We start from the raw sequence: 14,561 nt of genomic DNA on the forward strand, positions 1-14,561 counted from the left end.
ACTCTCCATCAAACCGGCAGACACCATCAGTGCCGGCACATTAACGTTGCAGATCATCTTCCACCTCCAGCTCCAGCTGCTCTTCGTCCAGATCCTCTTCGATATCCTCGAACAGGGAATCGCTGCTCGGCATCTCGTCGTCGTGGAAAATGGCCTCCCCTTCCTGGATCATCCGCAGTTGCACCGCGCGAGGATCCTCGTCGGAGCGCACATCGGCGGCGAAGCGGAACACGGATTCGTTGACCCGGAATTTGTCGCTGTTGCCAAGGGGGGTGATCATCCCGAGGCGCTTGAGGCGACGCATGGAGGTGCGGATCTTCTCGAGGAGCTTCTTCTTGTCCAGATCCGTGCCGCCGGAGCGGCTGTTGACCATGCGCAGCAGTTGCTTCTCGTCCGCCAGACTCAGCACCTCTTCTTGCAGCTCGCCCATGGCGAACACCCCTTCAGAGGCGAGCCTGTCCGGGCTCAGGAACAGGTAGCAGAGCACCTTGCCCACCAGCATATCGAGCTCAGATAACACTGTTGTACCTATGTCGGCGCTCGGGCGCGGACGCAGGTAGAAGAAGCCTTCCGGCGCCTTGATGAGTTCCACCTGATAGCGACCGTAGAAGATCTCCAGCTCCTGGTGGTACTCCACCAGGGCCGAGTGCTGCTCGAATTCGTCGGCACTGATGTGGCGACCGGAGCGCAGGGCGGTGTCGATGCGCGGAAACAAGGGGTTGGCGATGGCCTCTGCGAGACGCAGGGGCAAGGGGAATTCAGTATTGATCGATGACATAGGCCTGAACCTTGGATCCAGCTTGGTTGATGGGTTTCCATGCGGGTTGGCGGTGGTGTTCGCGCTCACCGCTGGCATGGCCGAGACGCACGGCCTGATCGATCAGGAGGCGCGCCACGTCGAAGTGGGCATGGGCCGGGTAGTCCAGCAGGTATTCCCGCAGCACGTCGGCAAGATCCAGCCGATCTCCCTGCTCCGGGTAGCGGGCCAGGTAGCGCTCGATGCGCTCCGCCAGCTCCTGGTTGATGTCCACCATCTCCACGTACTCCATCTCGAGGGGCACCTCGCCGGTCACCTCCTCGTCGTGGATGGCGATGGTTTCATCCCGCAGCTCCAGCAAACGGGGCTCTTCGGCCACCCGCAACAACCAGCTGTGCTGCTCGAAGTTGCGGATGGATTCCCGCAGCCGCTGGCTGAAGGCGCGGTTCTTGTCCATGTCGATGGCGTTGCGGATGAACTTGTGGACGTGCCTGTCATAACGGGACCAGAGCTCGATGCACTGCTGGCCCCAGGCGGTGATGACGTCCAGACGCCCCTGCAGGGCGTGGGTCAGCTCCTCGACGTGGAACAGATCCTCACGCCCCTGGGCCGCTTCCTGAATGTTGAGCAGCCCCGCCTGCAGGCGGTGGCCGGCGGCGTCCAGGGTGTCCTGCAACTCGCGCAGGGTCTGGCCGGTCTCGTGCAGGAGCTTCTCGCAGCTGTGGATGGCATCGACCCAGTTCTGGGTCAGCAGGGCCGCGATCTCGCTCTTGACCTGGTTTTGCTGCTCGTCCATGGCGCGCTGGGTGAGATCGATGCGCCCGAGCGTCTCTTCCAGGGAGAAGGAGAGGCGCGGCAGCACCTCGGCGTCCCACTGCTCCCGGGTGTTGGTCTCGAGCGCCGCCTTGCGGGCGGTGTCGAGCTCGGCCGCCAGGTGCTCGAGCAGGATGGAGAGCTTGATGGAGTCCACCTGGCGCTGATCCATGAAGAAATCGACGATGCTCATGCCAAGGCGCGACAGGCGGTAGAGGCTCTCCCCCGCCACCATGTCGGCGGTGAAACGCGACAGCAGTTGCTGACGAATGAGATCGTTGATGGCGTTGTTGGCGCGACCGGTGAGGGTCTCGTCCATCTGGCCGAAGGCACTGCTGACATAGCCAAAGGCATCGTGCAGCGCGGCCTCCGAGAGATCAGACTCGTCCTCGGAGAGCGTCTTGATCGCTATCAGAAAGGCCAGCCTGTCGGTGGGGAGGTTCAGCGCCAACCCCTCCTGTCTGACCCATCCCACCGTCTCTGGCAGGGTACGGGATGTACTCATCATGACGTTATCATCTCGTTGTTATAGTCGGCAGGTCTTTGCCTGCCGTGGTGATATAGGCCGGGGTCGGTGGCGCCCCGGCGGCTGGATCCCGCATCGTATTCACGCCGGTGGGGCTCAACCGGCCGGTTTCTGGGCCATCACATGGATGTAGCGCCCCAGGGAAACAAAGGGCTCCTGGCGGCAATATTGCTGCTCCATGGCCAGCAGGTCCTCGAACTTCTCGACCTGATCCTGCTTGTGGCGCATGTAGTCGTGGATGACACGCACCCCGGTCTTGCCGATGATCCGCAATCCCCCCCGGCCTATCCAGTCATAGACCTGCTCCGGCAACTGGGGATTGGTGGGTGTCAGGGCTGTCTGGCGTTTCTTGCGAAGGCCCAGGCGCACATAGTCAAAATTGCCCACCACCAGGCTCTGGAACAGGAGGCCGTGACGATTGTAAAAAAGCAGCGACAGTATGCCCCCTGCCTTGACGAAAGGGAACAGACCCAGCAAGGTCTGGCGCGGCTCGGCGAGCCACTCCAGTACCGCGTGACAGAGCACCAGATCGAAGGTGCCGGTCACCTGGTGCTTGAGATCCTGAATGGGGCAATGGATGAGACGAATTCTGTCTTCCAAGCCCTTCTGGGCGATCTGCTCCCGGGCCAGATCCAGCATTTCTGCCGACAAATCGCACAGCTCCACCTGATGGCCCATGGCCGCCAGTTTCTGGGCGAAGTAGCCAAAGCCGCCGCCGGCATCCAGGATGCGCAGCGGCCGGTTGCCCAGGCGCGCCAGGCAGGCTTCGATGTCACTCCAGACAATGGTGGTGCGAATGCGCCCCTTGGTGGAGTCGTAAATGTTGCGAGCGAACTTGTCCGCGCGCCCGTCAAAACTCTGATCTTGCTTCAAGACACACTCATCTTCGACCGCCCCGCCATGAGGGCCGCAGGAGGAACCACACAGGATTGGGCCACAGGAAAAAAGAGGGGTATTCTGTCACATCCCGAATTTGCTGAAAACTCAAGGACGTGTCTGTCGTGTTCGAGCTCAACTTCTTTGTCATCAAGAAATGGCTGGGCCATCTGTTGATGCCGCTCCCCTTCTCTCTCTCCTTGTTGGTGCTGGCGCTCGTGCTGCTCTGGTTCACCCGCTTTCAAAAAAGCGGCAGGCTGCTGGCGACCCTCTCCTTGGTGATCATCGCCCTGATGGGGACGCGGCCGGTGAGCTACGAGCTGGCCCGCAGCCTGGAGCAGACCTATCCCCCCTTCGAGGTGAGCCAGCATCCTGACATCCAGGCCATCGTCGTGCTGGGCAACGGTCATGTGAGCGATCCGGCCATCCCAGAGCGCGCCTGGCAAAACAACATCTCCCTGGCGCGCACCCTGGAAGGGGTTCGCCTGGCTCAGGCCTATCCAGAGGCCGAGCTGGTTTTCTCCGGCGCAGTGGCCGGGGATCCCCTGTCGAACGCCGAGGTCAACGCCCGCATGGCGGCCAGCCTTGGCATCCCGCGTGCGCGCATGACGTTGTTTGAAAACAACAAAGACACCCATGACGAGGCGGTCAGCATCGCCGCCCACCTCAACGGCAAGCGGGTGGCGCTGGTGAGTTCGGCCACCCACCTGCCCCGGGCCATGGCTCTCTATCGCAGTCAGGGACTCGATGCGGTGCCGGCTCCCACCGATTACACCGCCAAGCAGAGTCAGGAGCTGCAACCCCTCTACAGCTACCTCCCCAAGGGGCGTTATCTGATGTATTCCGAGGCTGCCATTCACGAGTGGATTGGGGTATGGTGGGCCCGTTTGCGTGGGCAGGTCACCGAGTGAGCAATCGCGCCTTGCATTCCTGATTTGGATCAGGAAAGCGAAAAAAAATTACGTCATTTGCCGCCGGGTCAGCTATCTTGGGCTCGGTTCAATTCATATAATGTTGCGCAATCAAATGCCTAGGAGATATAGAAGATGAGACAGCACCTGGTAATGGGTAACTGGAAACTGAACGGCACCAAGGCTTCTGTAGAAGCCCTGATCAAAGGACTGACCCCGGCCGCTGCCGCTCATCCTTCCGTGCAAGTGGCCGTCTGCCCGCCGGTTATCTTTTTGGGTCTGGTTGAACAGCTGACCGCTGGCAGCAAGATCGCCTACGGTGCCCAGAACGCCGACGTTCACGAGTCCGGCGCCTTCACCGGCGAAAACGCCCCCTCCATGCTCAAAGCCTTCGGCTGCACCTACTCCCTGGTCGGCCACAGCGAGCGTCGTACCCTGCACGCAGAGACCGACGACGTGGTGGCTGCCAAGTACGAAGCCATCCAGAAGGGCGGCCTGATCCCCGTGCTGTGCATCGGTGAAACCCTGGCCCAGTTCGAAGCCGGTACCACCAACCAGGTGGTCGAGACCCAGCTCAAGGCCGTGATCGATCGCTGCGGCATCACCTCCTTCGAGAACGCCGTCATCGCTTACGAGCCGGTATGGGCCATCGGCACCGGCAAGACCGCCACCCCGGAGATCGCACAATCCGTGCATGCTCATATCCGTCAATACCTGGCCGGTTTTGATGCAGCCGTGGCTGCCAAGGTACAGATCCTGTACGGCGGCTCCGTGACTGGCGCCACCGCTGCCGACCTGTTCGGCCAGCCGGACATCGACGGTGGCCTGGTGGGTGGCGCGTCCCTGAAAGTGGACGACTTCTCCCAGATCATCGCTGGCGCCGCCAAGTAAGCGCCAAGCAAAGAGGGGCCCCGCCCCTCTTTGCATATCGCTTTCCTATGGACCCTCTCGCCATAGGAAAGCCGATATAGTAAAAGCGGCCAGCCGTATTTTTCAGAATCTTGATTTTCGACAACTCAGATCCAGAGGCACTCATGACCAAACAAATCAAACGTATTGGTGTTTTGACCAGTGGTGGTGACGCACCGGGTATGAACGCAGCCATCCGCGCCGTGGTGCGCGCCGGTCTGCATCATGGCCTGGAAGTTTACGGCATCTATGATGGCTACCTCGGTCTGCACCAGGACCGTATCGTCAAGCTCGAGCATCACAGCGTCTCCGACGTCGTGAACCGTGGCGGTACCTTCCTGGGCTCCGCCCGTTTCCCCGCCTTCAAGGATCCGAAAGTCCGTGCCGAAGCGGTCGAAAACCTGAAGAAACACGGCATCGACGCCCTGGTGGTCATCGGCGGTGACGGCTCCTACATGGGTGCCAAGAAGCTGACCGAAGAGGGCTTCCCCTGCATCGGCCTGCCGGGCACCATCGACAACGACATCGCCGGTACCGACTTCACCATCGGCTTTGACACCGCCCTGAACGTGGTCGTGGACGCCATCGACCGCCTGCGCGATACCTGCAGCTCCCACCACCGCATCTCCGTGGTCGAGATCATGGGCCGCCACTGCGGCGATCTGGCCATGTCTGCCGCCGTTGCCGGTGGTGCCGAGTACGTGATCGTGCCGGAAGTGGCCTTCGACAAGGAGAAGCTGCTGCAACAGATCAAGGAAGGGGAAGCCAAGGGCAAGAAGCACGCCATCATTACCATCTGCGAGCACGTCACCGACGTCAACGCCCTGGCAAAAGACATCGAGGCCATGACCGGCCGCGAAACCCGCGCCACCATCCTGGGTCACATCCAGCGTGGCGGTTCTCCCACTGCCCGTGACCGTATCATGTCCAGCCGCATGGGTGCCTTCGCCGTCGAGCAACTGCTGGCGGGCCAGGGTGGCCGCTGCGTCGGCATTCAGGGCAACGAGATGGTGCACCACGACATCATCGACTGCATCGAGAACCTGAAGCGCCCGTTCAACCAGGAGCTGTACGATCTCTCCACCACCCTGTTCTAAGGGCTGTGGTCTGACAAAAAACCCTCCTCTGGAGGGTTTTTTTATGCGGGCTCCTCACCCCCTCCTCCCTCTGCGGGGGGCCCGACTATCCACTGGCCACTGTCGCCATCTCTTACCCCTTGCCCGGCGGCCCTGAGCCTCTGACCCCACGACCTTCTCCTTTACTTCTTTCCCCCGCTTTTCTGCTTGCTCACCTTGTTCGCGACGGGTCTGGATAAAGGCCTTAGTGCCTTGGTGCCTTGGTGCCGCAGAGCCACGGCCCTGCGCCAGGCCTCCCCTGCCCTTCATCCCATCACACTGGCGCCATATAGCAAACCGGGTGGGCCGACGATATCGCCCGCTTCCCCTGTGCGCGGGCCCAATGGCTCGCCCCCCCAATAAAACAGCGAAAAACGGGGCTTCCGGCCACCCAAGGTCCCATGAAGATCGCCTCCCCATTTTCTCGCCTTCCCCCTTGCCTTCCATGCTCCTTTGGCGGCCATTTTGTCGTTTTTTCGTACTCTTTTTGCTCCCAGCCTGTTTAGGATGAGCAGAAAATTGAGCCTTCATCGGATAACCCTGGCTGGCAACAGCCTTGCAGACTGGGGTTAGGACACACGTCGTGAGAAAACATGACATGGGATGACAAAACCTGGCTGACAGCCACCAACCTCCCTATGGCGACATCAATCGGCGCATCCCTCAGGCCATTTTGCTGAGTAAAAATGGAGATCACCACAAATGCGCCAATCGGAACTTCCAAGGGGAGAGCCGCAAAATCAACATAACTCCATGTATTTAAATACTTTATATGTATCACTTTTCACTTGCATCACCATGAAACCCTTTCAAGAACAAAAAACGCCCTTAAACTTAGGAAAATGCAGCCATATTTCACCGATAAACCATTTTTGCCTCATAATTACATTTTTCGTTGTTTTATCGTTCTGTTGTGGTATCTTGGTTCCATCATGAGCCAACCAAGGGAGATAAAATCATGAAAGAGTTCGTAGTTACCGCCGTTTTCACCGTGTTTTTCACTCTGGTTGCCGTCTCCATGCCGTCGCTGGCACAGCTCTAAGTCGGTCAATCAGCCATCTGCCACCTCTGCATCAGAGGGGTGGTTCAAAAAACAGACTGCAACGTGGATTTTTGACGCGCTCTGGCAAAGGATGATGCCAAGCCATCATTGAGTGCGATCTGCGCACACAAAACGACCTCGTCGACATCCATGCCATCTTTCAAGGGGAACCCGGGCTCCCCTTGTCGCATCTCCCCCTGCGGGATTTACTCTTGCCCCCCTGCCCGTCACAATGGCCGCTGGATTTGCCACGCAGGAACCACCATGACTCAGGATGCCTTGCGCCACTGGCGCCGCGACCTTCATCGTCACCCCGAAGCCGCCTGGTGTGAATTTCGCACCACCACCCTCATCGCCCAACACCTCAGTGAACTCGGTTTCTCCATCATGCTGGGGGATCAACTGCTCGCCAGCACCCTCATCATGGGACGGGAAATAGACGTCGAGGCCCAGAAGGCCCGTGCCCTGCACCAGGGGGCGCATCCGGAGTGGCTGACGCGGATCGACGCACTCACCGGCGTGATGGGACTCTGGGAGAGCGGGCGCCCCGGCCCCACCCTGGCGTTTCGCTTCGATATCGATGCGGTGGAGGTCGAAGAGAGCCAGGAGGCGTCACACCTGCCCGGCCAGGGAGGCTGGCACTCCGCCAACCCGGGCTGGATGCACGCCTGTGCCCACGATGGTCACACCGCCATCGGGCTGGTGCTGGCCGAGCGGATCGCGGCCCTCGCCGATCGCCTCACTGGCCGCATCAAGCTCTTCTTCCAGCCGGCTGAAGAGGGCTGCCGAGGCGGCAAGGCGCTGGCGGCAGGGGGGCAGCTCGACGATGTGGACGCCCTGCTGGCACTGCACATCGGCATTCACGCGAGCAGCGGTGAGCTGGTGGTCAACCCCACCGAGTTTCTCTGTTCAACCAAATTCGACGTGGAGTTCATGGGGCAAGCCGCCCATGCGGGGCTCGAGCCCAACGCGGGCCACAATGCCCTGGCGGCGGCCTGCATGGCTACCACCGCCATGCTCGGCATTCCCCGCCATCGGGACGGCATGACCCGCATCAACGTGGGGCAGCTCAACGGCGGCAGTGGACGCAACGTCATCCCGGGCCATGCCCGCCTGATGGGGGAGACCCGTGGCGCGACGCCGGCCCTCAACGACTACATGTTCAATCAGGTGCAGCAGATTGTGGAGGGGGCGGCCCTGATGCAGGGCGCGACCTACCACATCCGCAAACAGGGGGAAGCGATCGGCATCGAGAACAGCCCAGCCCTCATCGAGGAAATCGTGCCTCTCGCACAGGGGATCTCCCTTGATACCATCCACACCCGCCGCTTCGGGGCCAGCGAGGATGCCGGTTTCCTCATCGAGCGGGTACAGCAGCACGGCGGCGAAGCCGCCTATCTCATCCTGGGAGCCAACCTCGCGGCCCCCCACCATCATCCGGAGTTCGACTTCGACGAAGCCGTGCTGGCCCCCGGAGTGGTCTTGCTGGAGGCCTGGCTGCTCGCCCGCCTCGGCCGCTAGCAGACGCCGGATGCAAACAAGGCAGCCCATGGGCTGCCTTGTTTTTTTACACCCTTGCGGGCATAGGGGACCTACTCTCCCAGCACGATCGCGCAGAGATGGGCGAAGTGGTGGATCTCGTGGGTCGCCTCGCACGGACCTGTCTCCCGCCCCGGGTTGTACCAGCAGGTGGCAAGCCCCTGGGCGGCGGCACCGGCGATGTCGGTCTTGGGATTGTCCCCCACCATCAACACCCGCGCCGGGCTCGGCTGACCCATCTGCGCCAGGGCATGCAGGAAGATGGCCGCCGCCGGCTTGGTCACCTGCACCTCGTCAGAGATAACGAGAGGCTCAAACCAGCTGTTCCAGCCCAGTTTGTCGAGGCGCCCGCGCTGGGGCAGGCTGAAGCCGTTGGTGATGATCCCCATTCTGACCTTGTTCTTCAGGGCCTGGAGGGTCTCCTCCACCCCCTCCAGGGGCACGCTCAGGGCGATGATCTGCTGCAGGAAGGTCTCGTTCATCGCCATGGGCGCCACGTTGACCTGCTCGGCAAAGAGCGAAAAACGGGTCTGCTGCAGGTGGGTGGCGTCAATCTCCCCTGAGTTGTACTGCTGCCAGAGCCGCTGGTTGAGGGCATGGTACTCCGCCATCTTGGGGGGAGTCGGCGCCACACCGTAGATTTGCAGGGTCCGCTCCAGCGCCCTGGCGACCGGAAAATCGAGCAGGGTTTCGTCCAGATCGAACAGCACCCAGTCATAGCTTGCTTGTTTCACGCTTGTCCTTATTGATTGTGCTTGGCCACGTTGTCATGCGTCGGGCGCACCCATCCCCAGAGGGCTGTCGAGCAGGGTCAGGGTCAGCCTGACACCAAAGCCGGTTACCTCGCTGCCCACCACGCCATTGCCCCCCTTGTTGCGAAAACCACTCAGGTCGAGGTGCAACCAGGGAAGCTCGGCGGGCACGAAGCGCGTGAGAAAACGGGCGGCATCGATGTGATCCGGGGAGGCGCCCGGCGCGCACTGTAACAGATCGGCCCACTCGCTATCGAGGTTGTCATCGTAATCCTCGTCCAGGGGGAAGGGCCAGACTCGTTCCCCGCTCTGCTGGCCCAGCGCTATCAGAGTGGTGAGCCACTCGGGGCGGTTGGTGAAGGCGCCGCTGTAACGGCTGCCGAGCGCCCGTTTGCAGGCGCCAGTCAGGGTGGCGTAGTCGATCAGCAAGTCGGGGTTGTCCCCGGCCGCCAGGGTCAGGGCATCCGCCAGCACCATGCGCCCCTCGGCGTCGGTGTCCACCACTTCGATGGTGGTGCCGTTCAGCGCGGTCACCACCTCACCGGGCCGGAAGGCCTGCGGGCCGATGTGGTTCTCGGCGATGGCGAGCCAGCAGTGCACCTCAACGGGGAGTTTCGCCCGGCTGATGGCCAGCAGTGTGCCAAGGGCCACCGCGCTGCCCCCCATGTCCAGGTGCATGCCATACATGCTGCCACCGACTTTCAGGTTGTAGCCACCGGAGTCGTGGCAGATCCCCTTGCCCACCAGCGCGACGCGGCGCACCGGGTTGGCCGGACAGTAACTGAGCCTGACGATGGCGGCCTGACCGTCCGCCGAACCACGGGCCACCGCCAGGAAGGCGCCAGCCCCCTTCTGTGCCAGGGTCGCCTCGTCAAACTCCTGCCACTGCCACCCCTCCTGCTGCGCCAGCTCCCGGGCATAGGCCCGGTAATGACGGGCATTGAGCTCGGACGCTGGCAGCACTGCCAGGTGGCGAGCCAGACCGTTGCCTTCGGTTTCTGCGCTCAGGCGGGCCATGTCCAGCTCGCAAGGGGGGGAAAGTTGCAACTGCTGATAACCCGGTCTTGTCGCCTCACTCCGTTTCTGGGTCGGCAGGGTCACATCGGCGGCGAGCAGGCAGGCGAGCACCACCCTTGCCAGTTGCGCGCGATGCTCATCGTCAAAGCCCTCCAGATGGAGCGCCAGGTGCGTCGCCTTGAGGCCCGCCAGCGAGCCCACCCAGCTGCGCACCTGCTTGTAGAGCCGATGATCCAGGACCGGGCGGGCATCCATGAAGATCACCCGTTGCAGCCCCTGACTGTCGTCGAGGGAATAGGGGGCCTTCTGACCCAGGGCTATCTGGGTTGCCACGGCGGCAAAGGGAGGCGTCGCCAGCAGGGCATCGCGCGCTGAGTCGGCAATGAGCAAGAGTTTGACGGCAGCCGGCCCTGCCATTACTTCGGCGAGGGAGGTGCTCTGCATCGTGATTTGGGGAGAAGAATAGCTAAAAGGGGTCATCACAGGGTGCGGCCTCATCCATGAACAGAAAGCAGGATGATACCGAACAAATGGCGAGAGGGATCGGAAAAACACACATTATTGTGTGCAAGCAACAGATGCTGGAGGGGATCAGAGAGGTAATGCAGAAGAAAATTAGTCAGAAGTTGGTTGCGGGGGCCGGATTTGAACCGACGACCTTCGGGTTATGAGCCCGACGAGCTACCGAGCTGCTCCACCCCGCGTCCGAATTGTATTGCCACCACAAAAAGCAGAGCAGTTGCTTCTTGCTGTCTTCGTCTCTACCGCAGCGCTATGCGCTTGCCATGGACACAAATAGTTGGTTGCGGGGGCCGGATTTGAACCGACGACCTTCGGGTTATGAGCCCGACGAGCTACCGAGCTGCTCCACCCCGCGTCCGAATTGCATTGCCACCACAAAAAGCAGAGCAGTTGCTTCTTGCTGTCTTCGTCTCCACCGCAGGCGCTAGCGCTTGCCATGAACACAAATGGTTGGTTGCGGGGGCCGGATTTGAACCGACGACCTTCGGGTTATGAGCCCGACGAGCTACCGAGCTGCTCCACCCCGCGTCCGAATTGTATTGCCACCACAAAAAGCAGAGCCGTTGCTTCTTGCTGTCTTCGTCTCCACCGCAGGCGCTAGCGCTTGCCATGAACACAAATGGTTGGTTGCGGGGGCCGGATTTGAACCGACGACCTTCGGGTTATGAGCCCGACGAGCTACCGAGCTGCTCCACCCCGCGTCCGAATTGTATTGCCACCACAAAAAGCAGAGCAGTTGCTTCTTGCTGTCTTCGTCTCCACCGCTGCGCTATGCGCTTGCCATGGACACAAATGGTTGGTTGCGGGGGCCGGATTTGAACCGACGACCTTCGGGTTATGAGCCCGACGAGCTACCGAGCTGCTCCACCCCGCGTCCGAATTGTATTGCCACCACAAAAAGCAGAGCAGTTGCTTCTTGCTGTCTTCGTCTCCACCGCTGCGCTATGCGCTTGCCATGGACACAAATGGTTGGTTGCGGGGGCCGGATTTGAACCGACGACCTTCGGGTTATGAGCCCGACGAGCTACCGAGCTGCTCCACCCCGCGTCCGAGGTCGCCCATAATAGGCGCCAACGCTGAGATTGCAAGTAAATATCCTAAAAAAAGTTTATTCGGGGATTAAACCGTCACATACTGCGCTCTTTTGCAACAAATCGCAGTTTTTTCAGGCAGCTAGCGATCTCTCGCCCCTCAGGCCCCTCCCCGCGCTCCCCCCGACTTGCCCCTCTTTGCCATAAAAAAAGCCCGCACAACAAGGTGCGGGCGGGAGGATGCGCCGGGATCAGGCCAGCTGGTGCAACACGCTGGTCGCCGCAGTCTGGGCGATGATGAGGCCGCACAGGGTCACGGAGACCACCACGGGGGCCGTCTCCTGCTGACGGTAGATGGGGCTGAACCAGAGCAGCAGGGCTGCGACCAGCAGGCCGGCCTGGGTCACTACCCCGGGGATCAGCGGGTCGAGCCCTGCGCTGCTCCCCTGCCAACCCACCAGCACCGCCAGCCAGATAAGACTCAGGATGGCGGAGACCAGCCCCGCCAGGGGCAGCAGCAGATTGAAGGCTTGCAGGCGGTGGCGGGCACGCAGCAGCATCAGGTGGGCAAAGGCCGACCCCAGCAGCACCATCTGCAGCAGGCCGCCGAGCCAGCCCTGGATCTGCATCAGACCCAGCCCGTAGAGGGCGAGCGGCATGGCGGGCAACCACAGCAGGGTGGCGGGGATGGCGCGCTTGCCCTCCAGGCGAGACTGGACCAGGGAGAGCACGATACCGAGCACCAGGGCGGCCCCCCCACTCCAGATGAGCCAGCCCGCAACCTTGGCCTCCACCGCCAGCATCAGAGAGAGCCCGGTGATCACCCAGACCGAGAAGAGCTGGGTCGTGATCCGCGAGCGCTGGCCCGGGCAGAGATCCCCGCGCCACAGGACGAGCCCCACGGCGATCAGGGCCCCCAGGGCCATCAGACCGGTCAGGGGAAAGAGCCAAAAAGGAAGTTGGACGAACATAGGGTCTCCGGCAGCAGTCCGGGTGCGGGTGCACCCATCACAGGGTAAGGAAGGACAAGAGGCAGGGAGTATATCCAAACTCCCCCCGTCTTCCCAACGTCGCCGGTCAGCTTTGTCCCCGGGCAAGGGCGACCACCCGGGCAAACATCTGCTTGAGCACAGGGGGAATGTGCTCGCTGCCGAGACGCTCCGCCTCCTCCACCACCGCCAGGGCCATGCCTGGCTTGCTGCGATGGTGGATCGCCTTGGCGATGATGCGCCCGGCGTTGAGGGTGGAGCGCCCCCCGACCCCCGCCTCACGCCGGAACACCCCCTCGAACCCGTTCTGGTAGAGGTAGTGCTCTATGTCTGCCGCCGGCAACTGGGTCAGCCGATCCCGCTCGCGCTCCCCCTTGAGCAGGGAGCGAGCGGAACTCGCATACTTGGCACCCGCCTCGTCACCGTCGGTGAGCAGGTGCCACTCTATGCCAAAGTCCCGGGCCACCTTGATGAGAGGAGCCTGGCCGCACTGGGCGAACTCGATGATGCGCACCCCCTCCGCCCGCAGGCTGTAGCCGCAGATCTGGGCCAGCTCCGAGAGCAGCCAGATCTCGGTCTCCCCTTCCACCAGCAACCAGCAGCGGGCAAACATCGACATGGGCCTGTTGATGCGCACATGGAAGGCAATCTTGCGCAGATCGTCGCTGCTGTAGCGCTCCCCTCCCAACTGATGGCAGAGGATGTCCTGCTGGCGGCGCACCAGACGGCGCACCTGATTGAGGGGCAAGGAGGAGAGCAGGTCCCCCGAGTTGGTGGTGAGCAGCTTCTGGCCGGGCAACTGCTCCAGCAGACCCCAGGCCAGGGCCAGCATGGTGGGATGCAGGCGACTCTCGGGGTCTTCCAGCATCAGTATGGGTCTGGCCCCCTCCTCCAGCTCCCGGTTGCCCCGGGCGTGGAGCAGCATGGCCGCCATGCCCGCCATGGCCAGTTGCAGCGCCCGGTTGTCCGCATTGCGCAGCAGCACCTGCAGGTTGCCGGGATTGCGCAGGGTCATGGGGCGATTGACGATATCCCGCTGGCTGCGAGGCTTGTGCTTGATGGGCGCCAGGGCGCTGAAGTAGTGCTCCATCAACTGCTGCACCGCCTGCAGCGCCTCCTTGAGTTCTGGCTCGCCGATGCGCTGGGGCTCATCGGTGAGCTTGCCGGCCAGCTCGTCCAGCCGCTGCTCGCACAGATCCCCCCAGGGCAGCCGCTCGATACCATCCCTGGCGGTACGGGCATCCCGCAGCCTGAACACCGGATTCATGGTGATGAGCAGACGCACCAGCGCCTCGTTGTTGTCGATGGTCAGGCTCTTGCCGATGCCGTCGAGAAAGTCGTGGGTGGTGAGCACGCTGCCATCGTCCTGCAACTCGGCACTGGCACGATAATGCACCCGGTGGAACTTGTCCTTGTGCGGGATCCAGGCCGCCCCGAGGCGGGCCAGACGGCGGGAGTGCTGGCACATCTGGGGACGATACTCGCTGAAGGTGAGCACCAGTTGCAGCGTGCGCGAGGGTTCGAGCTCGGGATCTTCCGGCCGATGAAAATCATCCTGACCAAATTGATAGGGCTCGGCATCCCCCAGCAGGCACCAGAGGGCCCGCAGCAGGCTGGATTTGCCCCAGGCGTTTTCGCCGATGAGCACAGTGGTGTTGTCCAGCCCGAGGGAGAGGCGATTTATTCCGCGAAAACCTTTGACTTCAATGCGTTCCAGAAACATGCGGCCATATCCAGTCCATCCTGATGGCGCAATAGTGGC

General features: G+C 61.9%; 11 protein-coding genes and 6 tRNA genes. 4 read left to right on the forward strand and 13 right to left on the reverse strand.

Annotation, left to right across the window (positions count from 1 at the left end; all coding sequences use genetic code 11):
* Positions 1–40: 40 nt before the first annotated feature.
* The 3 genes from mukE to cmoM all read right to left on the reverse strand — a co-directional run bounded on the left by mukE (position 41) and on the right by cmoM (position 2,969).
* Positions 41–778, reverse strand: a complete 738-nt coding sequence (gene mukE, locus C3F36_RS00410) for a chromosome partition protein MukE (RefSeq protein ID WP_029314572.1) — start codon at positions 776–778, stop codon at positions 41–43.
* On the reverse strand, positions 759–2,078 hold the full coding sequence (gene mukF, locus C3F36_RS00415) for a chromosome partition protein MukF (protein ID WP_104454241.1): 1,320 nt from the start codon (positions 2,076–2,078) through the stop codon (positions 759–761). The genes mukE and mukF overlap by 20 nt, the downstream gene beginning before the upstream one ends.
* 114 nt (positions 2,079–2,192) lie before the next feature.
* Entirely contained in the window at positions 2,193–2,969 is a 777-nt protein-coding gene (gene cmoM / locus C3F36_RS00420) for a tRNA uridine 5-oxyacetic acid(34) methyltransferase CmoM (RefSeq protein ID WP_039040723.1), read from the reverse strand.
* 128 nt (positions 2,970–3,097) lie between these two features.
* On the opposite strand from cmoM, the gene elyC reads away from it, so the two are divergent.
* The 4 genes from elyC to C3F36_RS00440 all read left to right on the forward strand — a co-directional run bounded on the left by elyC (position 3,098) and on the right by C3F36_RS00440 (position 8,470).
* The gene (gene elyC, locus C3F36_RS00425; RefSeq protein WP_104454242.1) at positions 3,098–3,883 is read left to right on the forward strand and encodes an envelope biogenesis factor ElyC; all 786 of its coding nucleotides are present in this window, start codon (positions 3,098–3,100) and stop codon (positions 3,881–3,883) included.
* A gap of 135 nt (positions 3,884–4,018) precedes the next feature.
* Positions 4,019–4,774 carry a triose-phosphate isomerase gene (gene tpiA, locus C3F36_RS00430; protein WP_104452961.1) on the forward strand — a complete coding sequence of 252 codons (756 nt, stop codon included), beginning with the start codon at positions 4,019–4,021 and terminating at the stop codon, positions 4,772–4,774.
* A gap of 143 nt (positions 4,775–4,917) precedes the next feature.
* Positions 4,918–5,889, forward strand: a complete 972-nt coding sequence (gene pfkA / locus C3F36_RS00435) for a 6-phosphofructokinase (protein ID WP_104454243.1) — start codon at positions 4,918–4,920, stop codon at positions 5,887–5,889.
* Positions 5,890–7,213: 1,324 nt separating this feature from the next.
* The gene (locus C3F36_RS00440; RefSeq protein WP_104454244.1) at positions 7,214–8,470 is read left to right on the forward strand and encodes an amidohydrolase; all 1,257 of its coding nucleotides are present in this window, start codon (positions 7,214–7,216) and stop codon (positions 8,468–8,470) included.
* Between the two features lie 71 nt (positions 8,471–8,541).
* On the opposite strand, the gene yjjG is transcribed toward C3F36_RS00440, so the two are convergent.
* The 10 genes from yjjG to C3F36_RS00490 all read right to left on the reverse strand — a co-directional run bounded on the left by yjjG (position 8,542) and on the right by C3F36_RS00490 (position 14,522).
* Entirely contained in the window at positions 8,542–9,222 is a 681-nt protein-coding gene (gene yjjG, locus C3F36_RS00445) for a pyrimidine 5'-nucleotidase (RefSeq protein ID WP_104454245.1), read from the reverse strand.
* Positions 9,223–9,255: 33 nt separating this feature from the next.
* The gene (locus C3F36_RS00450; RefSeq protein WP_104454246.1) at positions 9,256–10,740 is read right to left on the reverse strand and encodes a M17 family metallopeptidase; all 1,485 of its coding nucleotides are present in this window, start codon (positions 10,738–10,740) and stop codon (positions 9,256–9,258) included.
* Positions 10,741–10,884: 144 nt separating this feature from the next.
* Positions 10,885–10,961, reverse strand: a tRNA-Met gene (locus C3F36_RS00455).
* A gap of 96 nt (positions 10,962–11,057) precedes the next feature.
* Positions 11,058–11,134: transfer RNA gene (locus C3F36_RS00460), tRNA-Met, on the reverse strand.
* Between the two features lie 96 nt (positions 11,135–11,230).
* Positions 11,231–11,307: transfer RNA gene (locus C3F36_RS00465), tRNA-Met, on the reverse strand.
* Between the two features lie 96 nt (positions 11,308–11,403).
* Positions 11,404–11,480 (reverse strand) — tRNA-Met (locus tag C3F36_RS00470).
* A gap of 96 nt (positions 11,481–11,576) precedes the next feature.
* A tRNA-Met gene (locus tag C3F36_RS00475) sits at positions 11,577–11,653 on the reverse strand.
* Positions 11,654–11,749: 96 nt separating this feature from the next.
* Positions 11,750–11,826, reverse strand: a tRNA-Met gene (locus C3F36_RS00480).
* A gap of 235 nt (positions 11,827–12,061) precedes the next feature.
* A complete protein-coding gene (locus C3F36_RS00485) occupies positions 12,062–12,781 on the reverse strand; it encodes a hypothetical protein (RefSeq protein ID WP_104454247.1) in 720 nt (239 codons plus the stop codon).
* Between the two features lie 106 nt (positions 12,782–12,887).
* Entirely contained in the window at positions 12,888–14,522 is a 1,635-nt protein-coding gene (locus C3F36_RS00490; RefSeq protein WP_010674859.1) for an ATP-dependent endonuclease, read from the reverse strand.
* Between the last annotated feature and the right edge of the window lie 39 nt (positions 14,523–14,561).

Origin of the sequence: Aeromonas sp. ASNIH2 (assembly GCF_002934795.1) — a bacterium.
Classification (GTDB): domain Bacteria; phylum Pseudomonadota; class Gammaproteobacteria; order Enterobacterales; family Aeromonadaceae; genus Aeromonas; species Aeromonas caviae.